13 protein-coding genes and 1 pseudogene are annotated in these 17,642 nt (G+C 69.3%); 9 read left to right on the top strand and 5 right to left on the bottom strand.

The genetic code is table 11. From position 1 onward, the window contains the following. The first annotated feature begins 11 nt into the window (after positions 1 to 11). On the top strand, positions 12 to 206 hold the full coding sequence (locus GA0115254_RS28030; RefSeq protein ID WP_141720921.1) for a hypothetical protein: 195 nt from the start codon (positions 12 to 14) through the stop codon (positions 204 to 206). A gap of 35 nt (positions 207 to 241) precedes the next feature. Here GA0115254_RS28030 and GA0115254_RS28035 read toward each other — a convergent pair whose 3' ends face one another. After that, the gene (locus tag GA0115254_RS28035; protein ID WP_093898084.1) at positions 242 to 2,575 is read right to left on the bottom strand and encodes an FdhF/YdeP family oxidoreductase; all 2,334 of its coding nucleotides are present in this window, start codon (positions 2,573 to 2,575) and stop codon (positions 242 to 244) included. Between the two features lie 469 nt (positions 2,576 to 3,044). After that, a complete protein-coding gene (gene argG / locus GA0115254_RS28040) occupies positions 3,045 to 4,490 on the bottom strand; it encodes an argininosuccinate synthase (RefSeq protein WP_093898085.1) in 1,446 nt (481 codons plus the stop codon). A gap of 103 nt (positions 4,491 to 4,593) precedes the next feature. On the opposite strand from argG, the gene GA0115254_RS28045 reads away from it, so the two are divergent. From GA0115254_RS28045 to GA0115254_RS28060, 3 genes are all read left to right on the top strand, one after another. Then, positions 4,594 to 5,832, top strand: coding sequence for a sensor histidine kinase (locus GA0115254_RS28045; RefSeq protein WP_093898177.1), 1,239 nt, complete (start codon positions 4,594 to 4,596; stop codon positions 5,830 to 5,832). Next, on the top strand, positions 5,804 to 6,520 hold the full coding sequence (locus tag GA0115254_RS28050) for a response regulator transcription factor (RefSeq protein ID WP_093898086.1): 717 nt from the start codon (positions 5,804 to 5,806) through the stop codon (positions 6,518 to 6,520). Before GA0115254_RS28045 ends, GA0115254_RS28050 begins: the two co-directional genes overlap by 29 nt. Positions 6,521 to 7,077: 557 nt before the next feature. After that, positions 7,078 to 7,332 carry a hypothetical protein gene (locus GA0115254_RS28060; RefSeq protein WP_093898088.1) on the top strand — a complete coding sequence of 85 codons (255 nt, stop codon included), beginning with the start codon at positions 7,078 to 7,080 and terminating at the stop codon, positions 7,330 to 7,332. Between the two features lie 297 nt (positions 7,333 to 7,629). On the opposite strand, the gene GA0115254_RS28065 is transcribed toward GA0115254_RS28060, so the two are convergent. From GA0115254_RS28065 to GA0115254_RS28075, 3 genes are all read right to left on the bottom strand, one after another. Further along, positions 7,630 to 8,823: a N,N-dimethylformamidase beta subunit family domain-containing protein gene (locus tag GA0115254_RS28065; RefSeq protein ID WP_256102815.1), complete on the bottom strand. Its 1,194-nt coding sequence runs from the start codon at positions 8,821 to 8,823 to the stop codon at positions 7,630 to 7,632. Between the two features lie 434 nt (positions 8,824 to 9,257). Continuing rightward, entirely contained in the window at positions 9,258 to 9,884 is a 627-nt protein-coding gene (locus tag GA0115254_RS44750; protein WP_176740322.1) for a hypothetical protein, read from the bottom strand. Between the two features lie 537 nt (positions 9,885 to 10,421). Continuing rightward, complete coding sequence (locus GA0115254_RS28075; protein WP_093898089.1) at positions 10,422 to 11,366, bottom strand: helix-turn-helix domain-containing protein; 945 nt, start codon at positions 11,364 to 11,366, stop codon at positions 10,422 to 10,424. A 146-nt stretch (positions 11,367 to 11,512) separates the two neighbouring features. Between GA0115254_RS28075 and tkt the strand changes: the two genes are divergently transcribed. The 5 genes and pseudogenes from tkt (at position 11,513) to GA0115254_RS28100 (ending at position 17,535) form a co-directional block, all read left to right on the top strand. Beyond that, positions 11,513 to 13,600, top strand: a complete 2,088-nt coding sequence (tkt, locus tag GA0115254_RS28080) for a transketolase (protein ID WP_093898090.1) — start codon at positions 11,513 to 11,515, stop codon at positions 13,598 to 13,600. Between the two features lie 19 nt (positions 13,601 to 13,619). After that, positions 13,620 to 14,755: pseudogene (tal, locus tag GA0115254_RS28085) on the top strand (transaldolase). Between the two features lie 89 nt (positions 14,756 to 14,844). Next, positions 14,845 to 16,422 carry a glucose-6-phosphate dehydrogenase gene (zwf, locus tag GA0115254_RS28090; RefSeq protein WP_370740961.1) on the top strand — a complete coding sequence of 526 codons (1,578 nt, stop codon included), beginning with the start codon at positions 14,845 to 14,847 and terminating at the stop codon, positions 16,420 to 16,422. Next, the gene (gene opcA, locus GA0115254_RS28095; RefSeq protein WP_093898092.1) at positions 16,419 to 17,354 is read left to right on the top strand and encodes a glucose-6-phosphate dehydrogenase assembly protein OpcA; all 936 of its coding nucleotides are present in this window, start codon (positions 16,419 to 16,421) and stop codon (positions 17,352 to 17,354) included. The genes zwf and opcA overlap by 4 nt, the downstream gene beginning before the upstream one ends. Further along, positions 17,347 to 17,535: a hypothetical protein gene (locus GA0115254_RS28100; RefSeq protein ID WP_093898093.1), complete on the top strand. Its 189-nt coding sequence runs from the start codon at positions 17,347 to 17,349 to the stop codon at positions 17,533 to 17,535. Before opcA ends, GA0115254_RS28100 begins: the two co-directional genes overlap by 8 nt. The last annotated feature ends 107 nt before the right edge of the window (positions 17,536 to 17,642 follow it).

Here is a 17,642-nt window from a genome sequence, read left to right on the forward strand (position 1 = left end):
ACAACGGTCACATGCCCCTCCGCCGGCTCGCGGAGCCTTCTTCGCGAGGCGAGCCAGGCAATACCCGGCTCGGCATACGGGTCATTCCGTACGGCCGACGCCGCGGCGGGCGAGCTCTGGCCGGCGCGGAGATCGACCCCACCGAACTCGTCGCCGCGGAGCAGCGTGCCTACCTTCTCCTGGAGCGGCTCGTCCGGTGGCGGTGATGGTGCGCGGAGCCCCGCCCGTGAGCGCTCCCTGCTCAGGCGGCGGGGCCGATGGTGACCTTGACGTGCTTCATGATCGGCTGGTCACTCTGGGTGCTGTAGTCGCTGAGCGCGCACAGCACGTTCATCTCAGGCATGTAGCCGGCTGCGCAGCCGCGGGGGATGTCGTAAGGGATGGCGAGGTAGCCGTTGAGGGACCGCTGACTGCCGTCCTTCGCGGTGCTCGTGATGTCGACGGGGCCGAGGTCTGCGATGGCGCGTTCGCGCATGTCGGCCCTGTTCATGAAGACGAGCGTGCGCAGGTTCTTGATGCCGCGGTAGCGGTCGTTGTCGGAGTAGATGGTGGTGTTCCACTGATCGTGGGACCGCATGGTGCCCAGCGCCAGGGTGCCGGGGGCGGGAACGACGTCGGGCAGGACGGCGGTGGAGAACTCGGCGCGTCCGGACGGGGTGAGGAACACCAGCTCACGGGCGGGCTGCTTGATGCGGAAGCCGAGGGGCAGGCGCACGCGGCGGTTGAAGTCCTCGAAACCGTCCAGGGCCTGGGCCATGGTGTCCCGGATACGGTCGTAGTCCTCGATGTACCAGTCCCAAGGCGTGGCGCTGTCGGGTAGGGCGGCCCTGGCCAGGCCGGCGATGATGGCCGGCTCGGACAGCAGGTGTGGTGAGGCGGGGCGTTTCATGCCGATCGACAGGTGGACCATGCTCATCGAGTCCTCGACGGACATGCTCTGGATGCCCTTGCGCTGATGGTCCTTCTCGGTACGGCCGAGACACGGCAGGATGAGGGCCTGGCGGCCGTGGACGACGTGGCTGCGGTTCAGCTTGGTGCTCACCTGGACGGTGAGGTCGCAGTTGCGCAGCGCCGCGTAGGTGTACGGGGTGTCGGGCGCCGCGAGGGCGAAGTTGCCACCCATACCGACGAACACCTTCACATCACCGCTGTGCATCGCCTTGACCGTGTGGACGGTGTCCAGACCGTGCTCACGGGGCGGCTCGATATTGCAGACCTCGGCGAGGCGGTCCAGGAACTCGTCCGCGGGGCGGTGGTCGATGCCGCAGGTGCGGTTGCCCTGGACGTTGCTGTGCCCTCGTACGGGGGAGGGGCCCGCTCCTTCGCGTCCCAGATTGCCGCGGAGCAGAAGCACATTGACGATCTCCCGGACGGTGTCGACGCCGTGCTCGTGCTGACTGATGCCCAGGCACCAGCTGACGATGCTGCGGTCGGCCTCGCCGTACACGCGCGCGGCTTCGAGGACGTCGGCGCGGCTCAGCCCGGACTGGTTCTCGATTTCCGCCCACGACGTGGCTTCGCACAGCGCGCGGTATTCCTCGAAGCCGGTGGTGTGGCGGTCGATGAACTCCCGGTCCAGAGCCTTGGGGTCGGTTGCGGACTGCTCCAGGACCGCCTTGGCCATGCCGCGCAGAAGAGCCATGTCGCCGCCGATGCGCGGCTGCAGGTTCAGGGTGCTGGTCCGGGTCGTCTTGAAGAGGGCCATGTCCATGAAGTCGTGGGGGACGATGGTGCGTGTGGCGGCTGCTTCGACCAGCGGATTGATGTGCACGATCTGGGCGCCACGGTGGTGAGCCTCGGAGAGGGCGGTGAGCATCCGGGGCGCGTTGGAGGCGGCATTGACTCCCAGGATGAACAGCGCGTCGGCGGTTTCCCAGTCCTTGAGGTCGACGGTCCCCTTGCCGGTGCCCAGGGACGCCTGGAGGGCGCGACCGCTGGCCTCGTGACACATGTTGGAGCAGTCCGGCAGGTTGTTCGTGCCCAGTTCACGGGCCATCAACTGGTAGAGGAAGGTGGCCTCGTTGCCGAGTCGGCCGGATGTGTAGAACGATGCCTGATTCGGGTTGTCCAGTCCGCGCAGAGCACGGCCGGTCACCTCGAACGCGTCCTTCCAGCTGATCGGGACGTAGTGGTCCGAATCGGGGTCGTAGACCATGGGTTCGGTCAACCGCCCCTGGTTCTCGAGGTCGTGGTCGCTCCACCCGGACAGCTCGGTCACCGAGTGGGTGGCGAAGAACTCGCGCCCGACCCGCTTGCGGGTCATCTCCCAGGTGACGTGCTTGATTCCGTTCTCGCAGATGTCCAGGTGCAGCCCCTTGGTGTCGTCCGGCCACGCGCATCCGGGGCAGTCGAACCCGGTGTTCTCATGGTTCATCCGCGTGATTGCCCGAGGGCCGTCCACCAGCGCGCCCTCGCGCACCAGGAAACGGCTCACGCTCTTGGCCGCGCCCCAGCCTGCAGCAGGGTGGTGGTAGGGGTGGAACTCAGGATCCCCCTCGGTGGCGGGCCCCACTCCGGGCTCCAGGGGTTCCTGCTCGACATTACGGGCGCTCAAGACTCTCAACCCTTCCACCATTCGGGCACACGGTGAAAAATCGATACTCCCGGGCAGGTTATGTCCGTTGATCAACGCACGCCATCCGGCTCGTGCGGCGGCTGCTGCACCTGTGGCGGAGCGCGTCGTTCCGCAGGCCGGAATCCCGGTCCTCGTACGGTCATGCCGGGGCCTCGACCCGAGCCGGTGCGCGGCGAGAGAGACGGCACGGACATCGAAGCCGGCGTCGAGGCACTCGGGCGCATGCCGGGCCCCTCGCACGCGCCCGGCACCCGATTGTCGTCCATGTGACCGGTCCGACGGCTGTCCTCGAACTCGTAGGCGGGCTGGTTGGAGAAGACCTGCACGACATCGGTGCGACAGCGCCTCCGATCCTGACCACAGGCCCCGGGTGACGGAAAAGGTCGGCTCGGCGCCGTTGGCGCCGAGCCGGCCTTTCCGGTGGTGCATCCCCCGCGGGGGTGCCGAGCCTTCCGCTCGACGGGGCTGGTCAGTCCGTGCCGAACTCCATCGCGGCGCGGTCCAGCATCTCGTCGTCACCGGAGACCTCGCCGCGGGAGGCGATGGCCTCGGCGCCGCCCTCCGGCATCGTGCCGATCAGTCCGGTCGCGGCCGCTTGGGCGGCACCGATGGCGGGGCTGCCGGTGCCGATCAGACCGAGCCCGGCGTACTGCTCCAGCTTGGCGCGCGAGTCGGCGATGTCGAGGTTGCGCATGGTGAGCTGGCCGATGCGGTCCACCGGGCCGAACGCCGAGTCCTCGGTGCGCTCCATGGACAGCTTGTCCGGGTGGTAGCTGAACGCCGGGCCCGTGGTGTCGAGGATCGAGTAGTCCTCACCGCGCCGCAGCCGCAGCATCACCTCGCCGGTGACGGCCGCGCCGACCCAGCGCTGCAGCGACTCGCGCACCATCAGCGCCTGCGGGTCCAGCCAGCGGCCCTCGTACATCAGCCGGCCGAGGCGCCGTCCCTCGTTGTGGTACTGGGCGAGCGTGTCCTCGTTGTGGATCGCGTTGACCAGACGCTCGTACGCCGCGTGCAGCAGGGCCATGCCGGGCGCCTCGTAGATGCCGCGGCTCTTGGCCTCGATGATCCGGTTCTCGATCTGGTCGGACATGCCCATGCCGTGGCGGCCGCCGATGGCGTTCGCCTCCATCACCAGGTCGACGGGGGAGGCGAACTCCTTGCCGTTGATCGTCACCGGGCGGCCCTGGTCGAAGCCGATCGTCACGTCCTCGGTGGCGATCTCGACGGAGGGGTCCCAGAACCGCACGCCCATGATCGGCTCCACGGTCTCGACGCCGGTGTCGAGGTGCTCCAGGGTCTTGGCCTCGTGGGTGGCGCCCCAGATGTTGGCGTCGGTGGAGTAGGCCTTCTCGGTGCTGTCGCGGTACGGGAGGTCATGGGCGAGCAGCCACTCCGACATTTCCTTGCGGCCGCCGAGCTCGGTCACGAAGTCCGCGTCGAGCCACGGCTTGTAGATGCGCAGGTGCGGGTTGGCGAGCAGGCCGTACCGGTAGAACCGCTCGATGTCGTTGCCCTTGAAGGTCGAGCCGTCGCCCCAGATCTGTACGTCGTCCTCGAGCATCGCCCGGACCAGGAGGGTGCCCGTGACGGCGCGGCCGAGCGGCGTGGTGTTGAAGTAGGCACGCCCGCCCGAGCGGATATGGAACGCCCCGCAGGTGAGCGCGGCCAGACCCTCCTCGACCAGCGCCGCGCGGCAGTCGACCAGGCGCGCGATCTCGGCACCGTAGGTCTTCGCGCGGCCCGGCACCGAGGCGATGTCGGGCTCGTCGTACTGGCCGATGTCGGCGGTGTAGGTGCATGGGATGGCGCCCTTGTCGCGCATCCACGCGACCGCGACCGAGGTGTCGAGGCCGCCCGAGAAGGCGATACCGACGCGCTCGCCGGCGGGAAGGGAGGTGAGGACCTTAGACATAGGAAGAGTATGCATAATCTCGCATGATCATGCAAAGTCTGTCGGTGCGCCCCTGCCACGCCAGACGATGCCCGATGCGGCCGTCGACCCTACCGTGGTGACCATGGCGGTCATCAGCGGTTGGAAACGGGGGCCGCGGCCCCGGATCGGTGTGGTGGAGGCACTGGGCGTGGCGCTGCTGTTCGTGCTGTCGGTCGCGGCTGCCTCGGTCGTACGGCATGGGCACCAGTTCGCCCTGCGGTGGCCTGTCGTGGTGCTGGCGGGTATCGGCTGCGCCGCGTTGGTATGGCGGCGCCGTTACCCCTTCGGCGTACTGGCCGTCGCAGTTGCCTGCGGGGTGGCCTTTCAGATACTCGGGATTCGGGAGAGCCCGTTGGTGATCAGCCCGGTCCTGGTGTCGGTCTACAACGTGGCCGCGCTGACCGACCGGCGTGCCACCTGGGCTGCGGCATCGTTCTCGGCCGTCGTACTGGTGGGCGCCGCCGTGCTGTGCGACCCGCACTCATGGCTGGCCCCCGACAACGCGGCGATGCTGGCGTGGACGGCGCTGCCGGCTGCTGTCGGGGACGGGGTGCGCTCACGTCGCGCCTATGTGGCGGCCGTGGAGGAGCGGGCGGAACACGCGGAGCGCACGCGTGAGCAGGAGGCGCAGCAGCGGGTGGCGGCCGAACGGGTGCGGATCGCGCGCGAGCTGCATGACATCGTCGCGCACCACATCGCCTTGATCAACGCTCAGGCAGGCGTCGCCGTCCACCTGGTGGAACGGCGACCGGAACAGATCCTGGCCGCTCTGGAGGACATCCGGGACACCAGCCGGTCCGCGCTGGACGAACTACGGGTGACCGTGGGACTGCTGCGGCAGTCCGGCGATCCGGTGGCGCCGCGTGATCCGATGCCGGGCCTGGCGCGCGTACCGGCGCTTCTGGCGTCGTTCGAACGCGCCGGCCTGACCGTGAGCCATACCCGGCGGGGCATCGTCGAACCACTGGCGCCGACGGTCGACCTGGCCGCGTACCGGATCGTGCAGGAGGCTCTGACCAATGTGCACAAGCATGCCGGCGCCGACCACGCCCGGTTGTTCCTGCACTACCGCCCAGAGCGGCTGACGATCACCGTCGAGGACGACGGACGGGCCGGAGGGAACCGCGCCCAACCGGGGACGGGCCACGGGCTGATCGGAATGCGTGAGCGCGCTTCCACGGTCGGGGGCTGGCTGTACGCGGGAGAGCGTCCGGAGGGCGGCTTCACCGTGACGGCCGAACTGCCGCTGCGTCCGGGCCTGGTAATGGGCAAACCACCGAGGAGAGACGGGCATGACGATTCGCGTACTGCTTGCGGATGACCAGGCCCTGCTGCGGGGCACCTTCAGGATGCTGTTCGACTCCACGGACGACATGGAGACGGTGGGAGAGGCGTCCAATGGGCAGGAGGCGCTGGAACTGGCGCGTGCGGAGCGTCCGCATGTGGTCCTGATGGATATCCGCATGCCGGAGATGGACGGCCTCGACGCCACACGGCTCATCAGCGAGTCCGAGGACCTCTCAGCAGTGAAGGTGCTCATCCTGACCACCTTCGAGGACGACGAGCACGTCGCCGAGGCTCTGCGCGCCGGTGCGAGCGGTTTTCTCGGCAAGGGGGCCCGGCCCGAGGAACTTCTCGACGCCGTCCGCACGATCGCCGCCGGCGAGGCACTGCTGTCCCCGTCGGCGACGCGTGCGCTGATCAAGCGTTTTCTCGCGCAGCCGGACCCGTGCCCGGCGGACGTGCACGAGCGGCTGGAGTGCCTGACGCGGCGGGAACGCGATGTCGTGGGGTTGGCGGCCCTGGGGCTGTCGAACGACGAGATTGCAGAACAATTGTTCGTGAGTCCACTGACTGCCAAGACCCACGTCAACCGGGCCATGACCAAGCTGGCGGCTCGTGACCGGGCCCAGCTCGTCGTCATCGCCTATCAGTGCGGCCTGGTCAGTCCAGCAACGGAATCTGTCGGCCCGGCTACGGAGCCCGGGCGTTCACAGGCGTCCGAGTAACCGTCGGTGCGGTATGTGCATGTCGGTTCAGTCGTAGGCAGGCGCGGCGGATACCGCAGCCGTGGTAGCCGGGAATCGCTGCGGGGGGACGACGCGCGAGAGGCCGTTCCTGGGCGAAAGTGAGAAGGCGAACGGAGGTTTCGCCATGATCGAAGCCCACTGCCCGACCAAGCGGTACAACGCCGAACCGATCAAGCCGCGCACCGCGCGCCGATCACACTGCGTGCTCGCATCCTTGACCGCGGCCTGCGTCGCCGCTCTCTTCGGTGGCCGGACGGTCCCGTCCTCGCATCACCGGACCACACACTCTCCACTCCCGGCGTCACCCGTGTGATCTGCGGTACCGCCCCCCACCTCACCACCGCCGGACTGCTCGGCGCCGCCCTCGACGCCATCATCCGCAGTTCCGCCGGAACCCTTGCAGCCCCGGTGGGCCTCCCTCTCGTTCTGCCCGGTCCGGCAGCCCTGCTGCCGAGCGACTGGGCCCAGCTCACCACGCCCCACGCGGCCGCGACGACCGCGCAGGGCGAACCCCAGCACAGGAAGGACCCCCTCTCATGCTCACGGCATCCGAGAAGCACCGCGCAATCAGTGAACGACCGGCGACCTGCCCCCCCTGCCGGGACGAGGACGACTTCCGTGCAGCCCTGCCCGTACACCTGTCCCTGCTCCGCGACGCCCTGGCCGACAGCACCGGCCGATACCAGGGGACGTCCAGGGAGAGCCAGGCCGAACGCCGCCATGTGGCACCCACGCAGCTCACCCTGTCCCAGTGGGTCAGCAGGACCGCGAGGATCGGGGACCAGAGCTGACGTGGCAGCAACGACGAGCCCGGGGCGGCCCGGCACAACGGCCGCCCGGGCCGAGCGGTCCCACCGCATGTCGGGGCAGGGCGCAGAGCCCAGTAGTGGCTTGGAACGACTGGCCGCCTGGCATCCTGCGACGACTCGACCACTCACGGGATGCGCGCGACAGGTTCGCTCGGCGAGGACATGCCGGCGAAGCTGTCGCAGCGAGCGGCCGGCGACGAGGCCGCACTGCCCGATCCGACAGTGACGTCCTCGCACAGAGCCAGAGCGAGCGGGTGACCTGGGCGATCGATCACGACGTCAGCGTGGTGCGGACGCGTATACGTCCCGCACGTTGTCCCTGGGCTTCGGCCTGCTCCGGCCGCACGGGCCCGCCGCGAACGCGTGGAGCAGGTTCTCCGTCGCGCGGGTGACGAAAGCTCCCGCACGGGCGTCCATGCCGTGGTTGCGTCCGTTCTCGCGGGTCCCCGCCATCAGAGCCTCGACCCACCGCATCGTTCCGGAGGCGAAGACGCCCGCTCCGCTCGGCACGATGTAGTAGGCGGAGTCGGAATAACTGTGTCTGCCCTCGCAGACGAGAGGGGAATGGGCGATGATCTCGAGCGGCGCCGGGGCGGGCATGTCCGGAGAGACCCGGTCGTACTCCACCCCCACCAGGTGCTCGAAGGAGTCTCCTCGCTTCACGCCCGTCCCCTCGAAGAGCCAGTGGTCGCTCCGCTGGACGACATACGGGGCGTCCACCGGATAGCCCTCGTAGAGGACGCCCGTCAGGGACGACTCGGGGGAGGCGCCGGGTGGCAGGCGGAAGTCGTTGGTCGGCATGTCCGGGTGGTCGGCGAGGTACGGGTCGTTCCGGTAATCGGTCTTGTAGCAGACGACAATGCGGTCGGCGCCGGTGGAGTCCGGCTCCAGCCTGACCCTGCGGAAGCAGGCGTTGGCGCCGAGGAAGGCCACGTTGGTGCCCGCGTCACGTGCCCGGGTGACGTGAACCCGTTGCTGGGGCGTCCAGTACTCGTCGTGTCCCAGTGAGAGAGCTCCGGCGGCGTTTTCGAGAATGCTGGGGTCGCGATGGATGTCCGTGCCTGTGGTGTAGGCGAGCGGGAGGCCCAGCTTCTCTGCCAGGACCACCGCCGCCCGTTCGTACACCATGAACTTCTCGGCGCCATTGCGGTCATAGGGGCGGTCGAAACTGACGGCGAGCGACCGCGTGCTGTATGCGCCGTTTTCGCCCTGGTAAAGGCTGTAGCCGCCCCACGTGTTGTACGCCTGCCATGTTGCTACGGCGTGCATCAGCACGATTCTGCCCGCCGCGCTCGCCGAGCGGACGATGAGCGGCACATAACGCTGATGGCCGTTGTCCGAGTCCAGCCGGAGCAGATACGCGCCCTCCGGCCAGCCGCTGGTGCGGACACGGAGTGTGCGTCGCCAGTCCGCACGTACGGTCCGGGTGACCTGGAGCAGGCCGGGGGTGGGCCTGGACCGACCCGGAAACACGGTGCGAACGCCAGATCAGTCGTGCCTGCGCCCCGTCGTACCAGCCGACGCGGTAGGCCGAGACCCGGAACGCTGGGGCGGTGGTGGAGACGTACATGCCGAACTCCTCACCCGGCAGCACGCTCACCTTGTCGGCATAGCCCTCGATGGCTTCGGGCGGGCCCACCGAACGGATACGCCAGTCGGAGTCCGCGGCCCGAGCCCTGTCCGCTTCCTCGGTGCGGTGGGAGGCGCCGGGCGGAGTGGACCCGTTTCCGGTCCCCCCGGCCCCGGACGAGTGGCAACCGGCCACCGCCACGCCGCCGACCACCGCCCCGCCCGCTGCGGCAAGGAAGAGCCTGCGGTCCAGCCGGCCGGAGATCCCGGCGTCCTGCCCCTCACCATGCTTCATGTCGCCCGCCGAACCCGTTCCGCAGCGCTGTCACCAGCCATCGTCACCCGCCACCGGCTCGGGCACGATCCGGGAAGGGCCGAATCGGGGACGGGCCGCGTCGCGCGCGACCAGCCGGCTCCGATCTCCTCGCACCACCCCGCCCTGCCGTCGGTCGAAGAAGTGCGAGCTCCGCTGTGACGAGACGGCGGCCCGCCGCGTCGGAGGCGGGCGCGTCGGGCGATGCGCCGCATGCCTTGTCAGCGCCGGGGACCGTCCTTGTCGCCTCGCCGGATCCAGTGCGCCCGGCGCTGGTAGCGGGCGACTGGCGGGGGACCGCAGGAGCGGGCGACGGCGCAGCCTCGCCGGCCGGGGGCGCGGTCGGGGCGGGCGTGTCGCTGGGCGGGCGGAGCCCTTCCGCCGAGTACCGCGTCGTCGCGATGCTCTCCACGAGCTGCTCTTCGGTGAAGCTCTCCGAACCGGACACATGAGGTACGAAGCCGATGAGCACTCCGTCGCTGACGATCTCCGCGTCGAGCCCCGAGGCCCCGTCGACGTCCCACAGCGCCTCGATCCCCTCGTCGAGGACGACCCGGATCCCGAACTCGTAGACGCCCGCCTCTACGAGATGGGCCATCACGCCACGGGCACGAAGCGCCGACACCAAACGGCCTGCACGTTCCGAATCCATACCGGGCGCACCTCCTTCGAGTACGGACGCGTGAGGTGGACGACCGAACGTGGGGCTCGTCGCGAGTGCCTCGGAACCGTCCTGGCGAACGGCGGCCTCGCCGGTCGTGGTCGCCAGTCCGGGCGGGCCCCCGGGCGGCGTGGTGCCGATGACTGTCGCGCAGTGCGGCACCCCTCTTCCGGGGCCACTGGCTCCTAGGGCTTCGGCCGAGGCGGAGCGGGGAAAAGGGGCGGCGCATAGAGCCCTTTGCAGAGCGAACCGGCAACGCGTGCCTACAAAATGAGCCTAACGCGTCGCCCGGTCGGCGGCCCGACCTGCGCGCACCGCCGCGCAGGTCGGGCCCGGACAGCAGTTGCCGGGCGAGTTCGAACCCGTCGTCGGCCCGCCCGCACCGCGAGAGACGGCCACCGTCGGCGCGCCACCGGCGGACCCGCCGATCGGCGGCGATGCGACCGGCCGCTGCATGCCGAACGACTTCGCGAACGTCGTCGACAACGCCATGGCCTCAGCCGGCGCCCTCGTCGGCGCACAGGGTTGTCAGACCGGTGAATCGGGCGCCGACGCCCTGACTTTCCGCGACGGCGTGACGCCTGCACAGCGCAGCTCCGCCCGGAACGCCACTGGAGTCGTCCCGGTGTGCTGATGGAAGAACTTCGAGAAGTTGGCCGCGTCGGGAAAGCCCACCGAGGCGCCGATGCGGCCGATCGGCATGTCCGTGTGGGCCAGTAGGCGTCGGGCCTCGAGGACGACGCGTGTGTCGATGAACCCCTTGGGGGTCTTGCCGGTGGCCGCGCGCACCGCGCGGACGAGGGTGCGGCGGGAGTAGCCGAGGGCGTCCGCATACGCGCTGACGCTGTGATTGGTGGCGAAGCCCTTCTCGACCGCGTCCCGGAAGCGGGTGAAGGTGGTGCCGGTCTGTTCGCGTGCCGTCTCGGCGGAGCTCGCTGCGAGGTGGGCCAGGCGGAGCAGGAACGCGGTCAGGGAGTGCCGGAGCACCGCGGTGTGGAGGCTCAGCGGCAGCGTGGTCGTGTCGACGTACTCGCGCTCCAACTGGGCGAGGGAGTGTTCGAGGGCGGTCAGCTGATCCGCGTCGGGGCGCAGCAGCGGGGGCTGGTCATAGCGGTAGAGGCCCGTCGCCTCGACGGTCGCCCGGGGCAGGAAGCCGGGCTGCATGGTCAGGACGGTCCCGCGGTACCCGGCCGTGGGGGAGAAGCGGTGCACCTGGCCTGGGCGGATCCAGAGGAGATCGCCGGCGGAGACCTCGTACTCGGCGAAGTCGATCATGTGTCTGACGGGCTCGCCGTGGAACAGCATCACCACGTGGAAGTCGACGCGGTGCACGCGCTCCAAAGGCGCGTCCGCATGCCAGGTCCGGCCGGGATCCATGGGGCCGACCTGCATACCTACGCCGGAGACGCTCAGATTCGTGGGGAAGGGAAAGGTCTTGATCCCCTCGCCCTCTTGGCCCGTTCTGTCTGCCATGTCCCTCTCGCGTCGGCTCGGTACGGCACTCGCTGTCCCACTTTCACCGAAGGCTGACACTGGGGCACCTTCCCCGGCAAAAGTCATACTTTTAGATTTGAACGCATCAGAGCAGTTTCCCCGCTCCAATCGAGGACTTCTTGAAGATGAGCACGCAGATACCCGACAGCTTCCCTGACGGATTCGAGTGGACCGGACTCGACCGGCGTGCCGTCGACACAGCCCGCCTGCTGGCGGCCGATGCCGTACAGAAGGTCGGAAACGGCCATCCGGGCACCGCGATGAGCCTGGCGCCCGCCGCGTACACCCTCTTTCAGAAGGTGATGCGGCATGACCCGGCCGACCCGGAGTGGACCGGCCGCGACCGCTTCGTCCTCTCCCCGGGCCACACCTCGCTGACCCTGTACACCCAGCTGTTCCTCTCCGGGTACGAGCTGGACCTGGACGATCTGAAGGCGTTCCGTACGCACGGTTCGAAGACGCCCGGTCACCCTGAGTACGGGCACACCGCGGGCGTCGAGACGACCACCGGTCCGCTCGGCCAGGGTGTCGCGAACGCCGTGGGCATGGCGATGGCCGCCCGCTACGAGCGCGGCCTGTTCGACCCCGAGGCGCCGGAGGGTGAGTCCCCCTTCGACCACACCATCTGGGCGATCGTCTCGGACGGCGACCTGGAGGAGGGCATCTCCGCCGAGGCCTCGTCCCTCGCGGGGCACCAGAAGCTCGGCAACCTCGTCTTCGTCTACGACGACAACCACATCTCCATCGAGGGCGACACGGCAACCGCCTTCTCCGAGGACGTCCTGAAGCGGTACGAGGCGTACGGCTGGCACGTCCAGCGGATCGAACCCTCGGCCGACGGCGACATCGACGTCCGAGCGCTGTACGGAGCGCTGACCGCCGCCCGTGCGGAGACCGGGCGCCCCTCGATCATCGCGATGCGCACGATCATCGCCTGGCCCGCCCCGAACGCGCAGAACACCGAGGCTTCGCACGGTGCGGCGCTCGGCGCCGACGAGATCGCGGCCACCAAGCGGGTCCTGGGCTTCGACCCGGAGCAGACCTTCCAGGTGGAGCCCGAGGTACTGGCCCACGCCCGCGAGGCCCTCGACCGCGGCGCCGAGGCGCACGCCGCCTGGGACAAGCAGATCGCCGAGTGGCGCACCGCCGACCCCGAGCACGCCAAGCTGTTCGACCGCGTCGTCGCCGGTCGGCTGCCCGAGGGCTGGGAGGCTGCTCTGCCGCAGTTCGAGGCGGGCACATCCGTCGCGACCCGTGCCGCGTCCGGCAAGGTGCTGCAGGTGCTCGGCGGTGTGATCCCCGAGCTCTGGGGCGGCTCGGCCGACCTCGCCGGCTCGAACAACACCACGATCGACAAGACCAGCTCCTTCCTGCCGAAGGGCAATCCGCTGCCGGAGGCCGACCTGTACGGCCGCACGGTCCACTTCGGTATCCGCGAGCACTCGATGGCCGCCGAGATGAACGGCATCGCGCTGCACGGCAACACCCGCATCTACGGAGGCACCTTCCTGGTCTTCTCGGACTACATGCGCAACGCCGTGCGCCTGTCCGCGCTGATGCAGCTCCCGGTGACGTACGTGTGGACGCACGACTCGATCGGTCTCGGCGAGGACGGTCCGACCCACCAGCCGGTCGAGCACCTGGCCTCGCTGCGCGCCATCCCGGGCCTGAACATCGTCCGTCCGGCCGACGCCAACGAGACCGCGCTCGCCTGGTCCGAGATCCTCAAGCGGCACGCCACGAACCCGGCTCCGCACGGCCTCGCGCTCACGCGCCAGGGTGTGCCGACGTACGAGGCGAACCCCGAGGCGGTCAAGGGTGGTTACGTCCTGCGCGACTCCTCTGCCGAGAACCCTGACGTCATCCTCATCGCCACCGGTTCCGAGGTGCAGCTCGCCGTCGCGGCGCGTGAACTGCTCGAGGCCGAGGGGGTCGGTACGCGTGTCGTGTCGATGCCGTCCGTCGAGTGGTTCGAGGAGCAGTCCGCGGAGTACCGCGCGAGTGTGCTTCCGGCGTCCGTGAAGGCCCGCGTGGCCGTCGAGGCGGGGATCGGCCTGACCTGGTACCGGTACGTCGGTGACGCCGGACGCGTCGTCTCCCTCGAGCACTTCGGCGCGTCCGCCGACGCCAGGACCCTGTTCGCCGAGTACGGCTTCACCGCCGAGAACGTCGCCTCCGCCGCGCGGGAATCTCTTGCCGCAGCGCGTGGTTGATCAGACCGCCAGAAAGAAGATGATCACTGTGAGCAACACCGCCGAACCCCTCAAGGCCCTTTCCGAGGAAGGTGTTTCCGTCTGGCTGGACGATCTGTCCCGCAAGCGGATCACATCCGGCAACCTCGCCGAACTCGTCGAGCGGAAGCACGTGGTGGGCGTCACCACCAACCCCTCGATCTTCCAGGCCGCCATCGGTTCCGGAGAGGGGTACGAGGAGCAGCTGGCCGACCTCGCCGTGCGCGGCGTCACGGTCGACGAGGCCGTCCGCATGATGACCACCGCCGACGTCCGTGCCGCCGCCGACATCCTGCGGCCGGTGTACGACGCGACCGGCGGCCGCGACGGCCGGGTCTCCATCGAGGTGGACCCGCGCTTCGCCCACGACACCGCGGCGACTGTCGCCGAGGCCAAGCAGCTCGGATGGCTGGTCGACCGCCCGAACGTGATGATCAAGATACCGGCGACAAAGGCAGGTCTCCCGGCGATCACCGAGGCCATCGGCCTCGGCATCAGCGTCAACGTCACGCTGATCTTCTCGCTGGAGCGCTACCGCGAGGTCATGGACGCGTACCTGTCGGGCCTGGAGAAGGCGCAGGCGGCGGGCATGGACCTGTCCACCATCCACTCGGTCGCCTCGTTCTTCGTCTCCCGCGTCGACAGCGAGATCGACAAGCGCCTTGCGAAGGTCGGCACGGACGAGGCGCTCGCGCTCAAGGGCAAGGCCGCGCTCGCCAACGCCCGTCTCGCGTACGAGGAGTACGAGGACGTCTTCGCTGCCGACCGCTGGACCGCCCTTGCCACCGCGAGCGCCAACAAGCAGCGCCCCCTGTGGGCGTCGACGGGCGTCAAGGACCCCGCGTACAAGGACACCCTGTACGTCGACGAGCTGGTCGCGCCCGGCACGGTCAACACCATGCCGGAGGCGACCCTTGACGCCACAGCCGACCACGGCGGCGTCCACGGGGACTCGGTGACCGGCGCTACGCCCAGGCCCGCGCCGACCTCGCAGCCGTCGAGCGGCTCGGGATCTCGTACGACGAGGTCGTGAAGCAGCTGGAGGACGAGGGCGTATCGAAGTTCGAGGCAGCCTGGGAGGACCTGCTGGGCGCGGTTGCGACCCCGCTGAGCAGCAAGGGAGTTGAGGGGGAATGAGCGAGCGCGAGACGCTTCCCGACGGTGCCGCGCAGGATGCGCACACCGCGGCGGAGGCATCCGGTGACGAGGCCGTGGAACCGGGCGGCATGATCGCCGCATCCGGCGACGCGACGGCCGACGGGAGCGCCACCGTCCCGGCCCTCGAATGGAGCAACCCGCTCCGCGACCCCCGCGACCGCCGCCTCCCTCGAATCGCGGGCCCCTCCGGCCTCGTCATCTTCGGCGTCACCGGCGACCTCTCCCGCAAGAAGCTGATGCCCGCCGTCTACGACCTCGCCAACCGGGGCCTGCTCCCGCCGGGCTTCTCGCTCCTCGGATTCGCCCGGCGCGAGTGGGAGGACCAGGACTTCGCGCAGGTGGTGCACGACTCGGTACGCGAGCATTCCCGCACGGAGTTCCGCGAGGAGGTCTGGCAGCAGCTGGCCGAGGGCATGCGGTTCATCCCGGGCGACTTCGACGACGACACGGCGTTCAAGCAACTTCGCGCCGAGGTCGATGAGCTGGACGCGTCTCGGGGCACCAGTGGCAACTACGCCTTCTACCTCTCCGTACCGCCGAAGTTCTTCCCCAAGGTCGTCCAGCAGCTCAAGAAGCACGGCCTCGCGGACGCGCCGGAGGGTTCCTGGCGGCGCGCGGTCATCGAGAAGCCGTTCGGCCACGACCTGGCCAGCGCGCGCGAGCTGAACACGATCGTGCACGAGGTGTTCGACCCGGACCAGGTGTTCCGTATCGACCATTACCTCGGCAAGGAGACGGTCCAGAACATCCTGGCGCTTCGCTTCGCCAACCAGATGTACGAACCCGTCTGGAACCGCAGCTACGTCGACCACGTGCAGATCACGATGGCCGAGGACATCGGCATCGGCGGTCGCGCCGGATATTACGACGGCATCGGCTCGGCCCGTGACGTCATCCAGAACCACCTCCTCCAGCTCATGGCGCTGACCGCCATGGAGGAGCCGGCCGCCTTCGACGCGGAGTCGCTGCTCACCGAGAAGCTGAAGGTCCTCAAGGCCGTGAAGCTGCCGGAGAACCTGGGCGAGCACACGGTGCGCGGGCAGTACGCGGCGAGCTGGCAGGGTGGCGAGAAGGTGCGCGGCTACCTGCAGGAGGACGGCATCGACCCCGGGTCGACGACCGACACCTACGCGGCCGTCAAGCTGGAGGTCGACAACCGCCGCTGGGCGGGCGTCCCCTTCTATCTGCGCACCGGAAAGCGCCTCGGCCGCCGCGTCACCGAGATCGCGGTCGTCTTCCAGCGCGCGCCCCACTCCCCCTTCGACTCGACCGCCACCGAGGAGCTCGGCGCGAACGCGATCGTCATCCGTGTCCAGCCCGACGAGGGCATGACGGTGCGCTTCGGATCGAAGGTGCCGGGTACGTCGATGGAGATCCGGGACGTCACGATGGACTTCGCGTACGGCGAATCCTTCACCGAGTCCAGCCCGGAGGCGTACGAACGCCTCATCCTGGATGTGCTGCTCGGCGACGCCAATCTCTTTCCCCGTCACCAGGAGGTGGAAGAGTCCTGGAAGATCCTCGACCCGATCGAGGGGTACTGGGACGCGCACGGCAAACCCGCGCCGTATGCCTCGGGCAGCTGGGGTCCCGAAGAAGCCCACGAGATGCTCGCACGAGACGGACGGAGCTGGCGCAGGCCATGAAGATCGATCTGACCGACACCACGGCAAGCAAGATCAACAAGGCGCTCGTGCAGGGGCGCCGTGCCATCGGCACTCCCGCCGTGGGCATGGTCCTCACGATGGTCATCGTGACCGACGAGGAGAACGCCTACGACTCGATCAAGGCGGCCGAGGAGGCCTCGCGCGAGCATCCCTCGCGCACCCTTGTCGTCATCAAACGCGTCGCACGCACCCCGCGCGACCGCACGAACTCCCGCCTGGACGCAGAGGTGCGGGTCGGCTCGGACGCGGGCACCGGCGAGACGGTCGTCCTGCGGACGTACGGTGAGGTCTCCGACCACGCCGACTCGGTGGTCCTGCCGCTGCTGCTGCCGGACGCGCCGGTCGTCGTCTGGTGGCCGGTGGACGCCCCCGACGTCCCGGCCAAGGACTCGTTGGGCGCCCTGGCACAGCGGCGGATCACCGACATGTACGCCGTCGAGGCCCCACTCGTGGCCCTGGAGGCCCGCGTCTCCTCGTACGCGCCCGGCGACACCGACCTGGCGTGGACCCGGCTGACACCGTGGCGCTCGATGTTGGCAGCGGCGCTGGACCAGGCCCGCAAGAAGGTCGTGTCGGCCGCCGTGGAGAGCGAGGCCGAGAACCCGAGCGCCGAGCTGCTGGCCCGCTGGCTGGAGGCCCGGCTCCAGGTCCCGGTCGAGCGCATCGTCACCGCCGGGCCGGTCGTGACGGCCGTACGGCTCGGTACAGAGAGCGGCGAGATCGTGATCGACCGCCCCGACGGTCCACTGGCCACCCTGTCCCTGCCGGGCCAGCCCTCGCGCACCCTGGCCCTGAAGGTGCGCAGCACCTCCGAGCTGATCGCCGAGGAGCTGCGCCGCCTCGACGCGGACGAGATGTACGCCGTCGCCCTGCGCGGGGACGCCACCGAGGAGAACCCCCGTCATGTCTGACCCGTCCCAGCTCACGCACCGCCCGCAGTGGACGGCCCTTGAGGACCACCGCGCAAAGGAGCTGCAGCACTTGCAGCCCAGGCGCGTGGAACCCGCGCTCACCGAAGGGACGGACGTCCCCGGCCTCGACCCCTCCACCGCCGCCCTCGTGGCTGCGTACCGCACTCTCCGGAAGAAGTGAAAGACGCTTACGGCGTACAGGCCCGGCGCACGGGCACGGTCCAGGCCACTGAAGACATCCTGAAGGGATCCTATGGCCTGGGAGCCGACCCGTCGGCCCCGCCACCT

Origin of the sequence: Streptomyces sp. Ncost-T10-10d (genome assembly GCF_900091955.1) — a bacterium.
Lineage (GTDB): Bacteria > Actinomycetota > Actinomycetes > Streptomycetales > Streptomycetaceae > Streptomyces.

Bases quoted from the DNA above. Each gene is read 5' to 3' on its own strand.
- GA0115254_RS28075 (WP_093898089.1), bottom strand. From the start codon at position 11,366: ATGGCAGACAGAACGGGCCAAGAGGGCGAGGGGATCAAGACCTTTCCC.
- GA0115254_RS28060 (WP_093898088.1), top strand. From the start codon at position 7,078: ATGCTCACGGCATCCGAGAAGCACCGCGCAATCAGTGAACGACCGGCG.
- GA0115254_RS28100 (WP_093898093.1), top strand. From the start codon at position 17,347: ATGTCTGACCCGTCCCAGCTCACGCACCGCCCGCAGTGGACGGCCCTT.
- opcA (WP_093898092.1), top strand. From the start codon at position 16,419: ATGAAGATCGATCTGACCGACACCACGGCAAGCAAGATCAACAAGGCG.
- GA0115254_RS28035 (WP_093898084.1), bottom strand. From the start codon at position 2,575: ATGGTGGAAGGGTTGAGAGTCTTGAGCGCCCGTAATGTCGAGCAGGAA.
- tkt (WP_093898090.1), top strand. From the start codon at position 11,513: ATGAGCACGCAGATACCCGACAGCTTCCCTGACGGATTCGAGTGGACC.
- GA0115254_RS28045 (WP_093898177.1), top strand. From the start codon at position 4,594: ATGGCGGTCATCAGCGGTTGGAAACGGGGGCCGCGGCCCCGGATCGGT.
- GA0115254_RS44750 (WP_176740322.1), bottom strand. From the start codon at position 9,884: ATGGATTCGGAACGTGCAGGCCGTTTGGTGTCGGCGCTTCGTGCCCGT.
- GA0115254_RS28030 (WP_141720921.1), top strand. From the start codon at position 12: ATGCCCCTCCGCCGGCTCGCGGAGCCTTCTTCGCGAGGCGAGCCAGGC.
- GA0115254_RS28050 (WP_093898086.1), top strand. From the start codon at position 5,804: ATGACGATTCGCGTACTGCTTGCGGATGACCAGGCCCTGCTGCGGGGC.
- zwf (WP_370740961.1), top strand. From the start codon at position 14,845: ATGATCGCCGCATCCGGCGACGCGACGGCCGACGGGAGCGCCACCGTC.
- argG (WP_093898085.1), bottom strand. From the start codon at position 4,490: ATGTCTAAGGTCCTCACCTCCCTTCCCGCCGGCGAGCGCGTCGGTATC.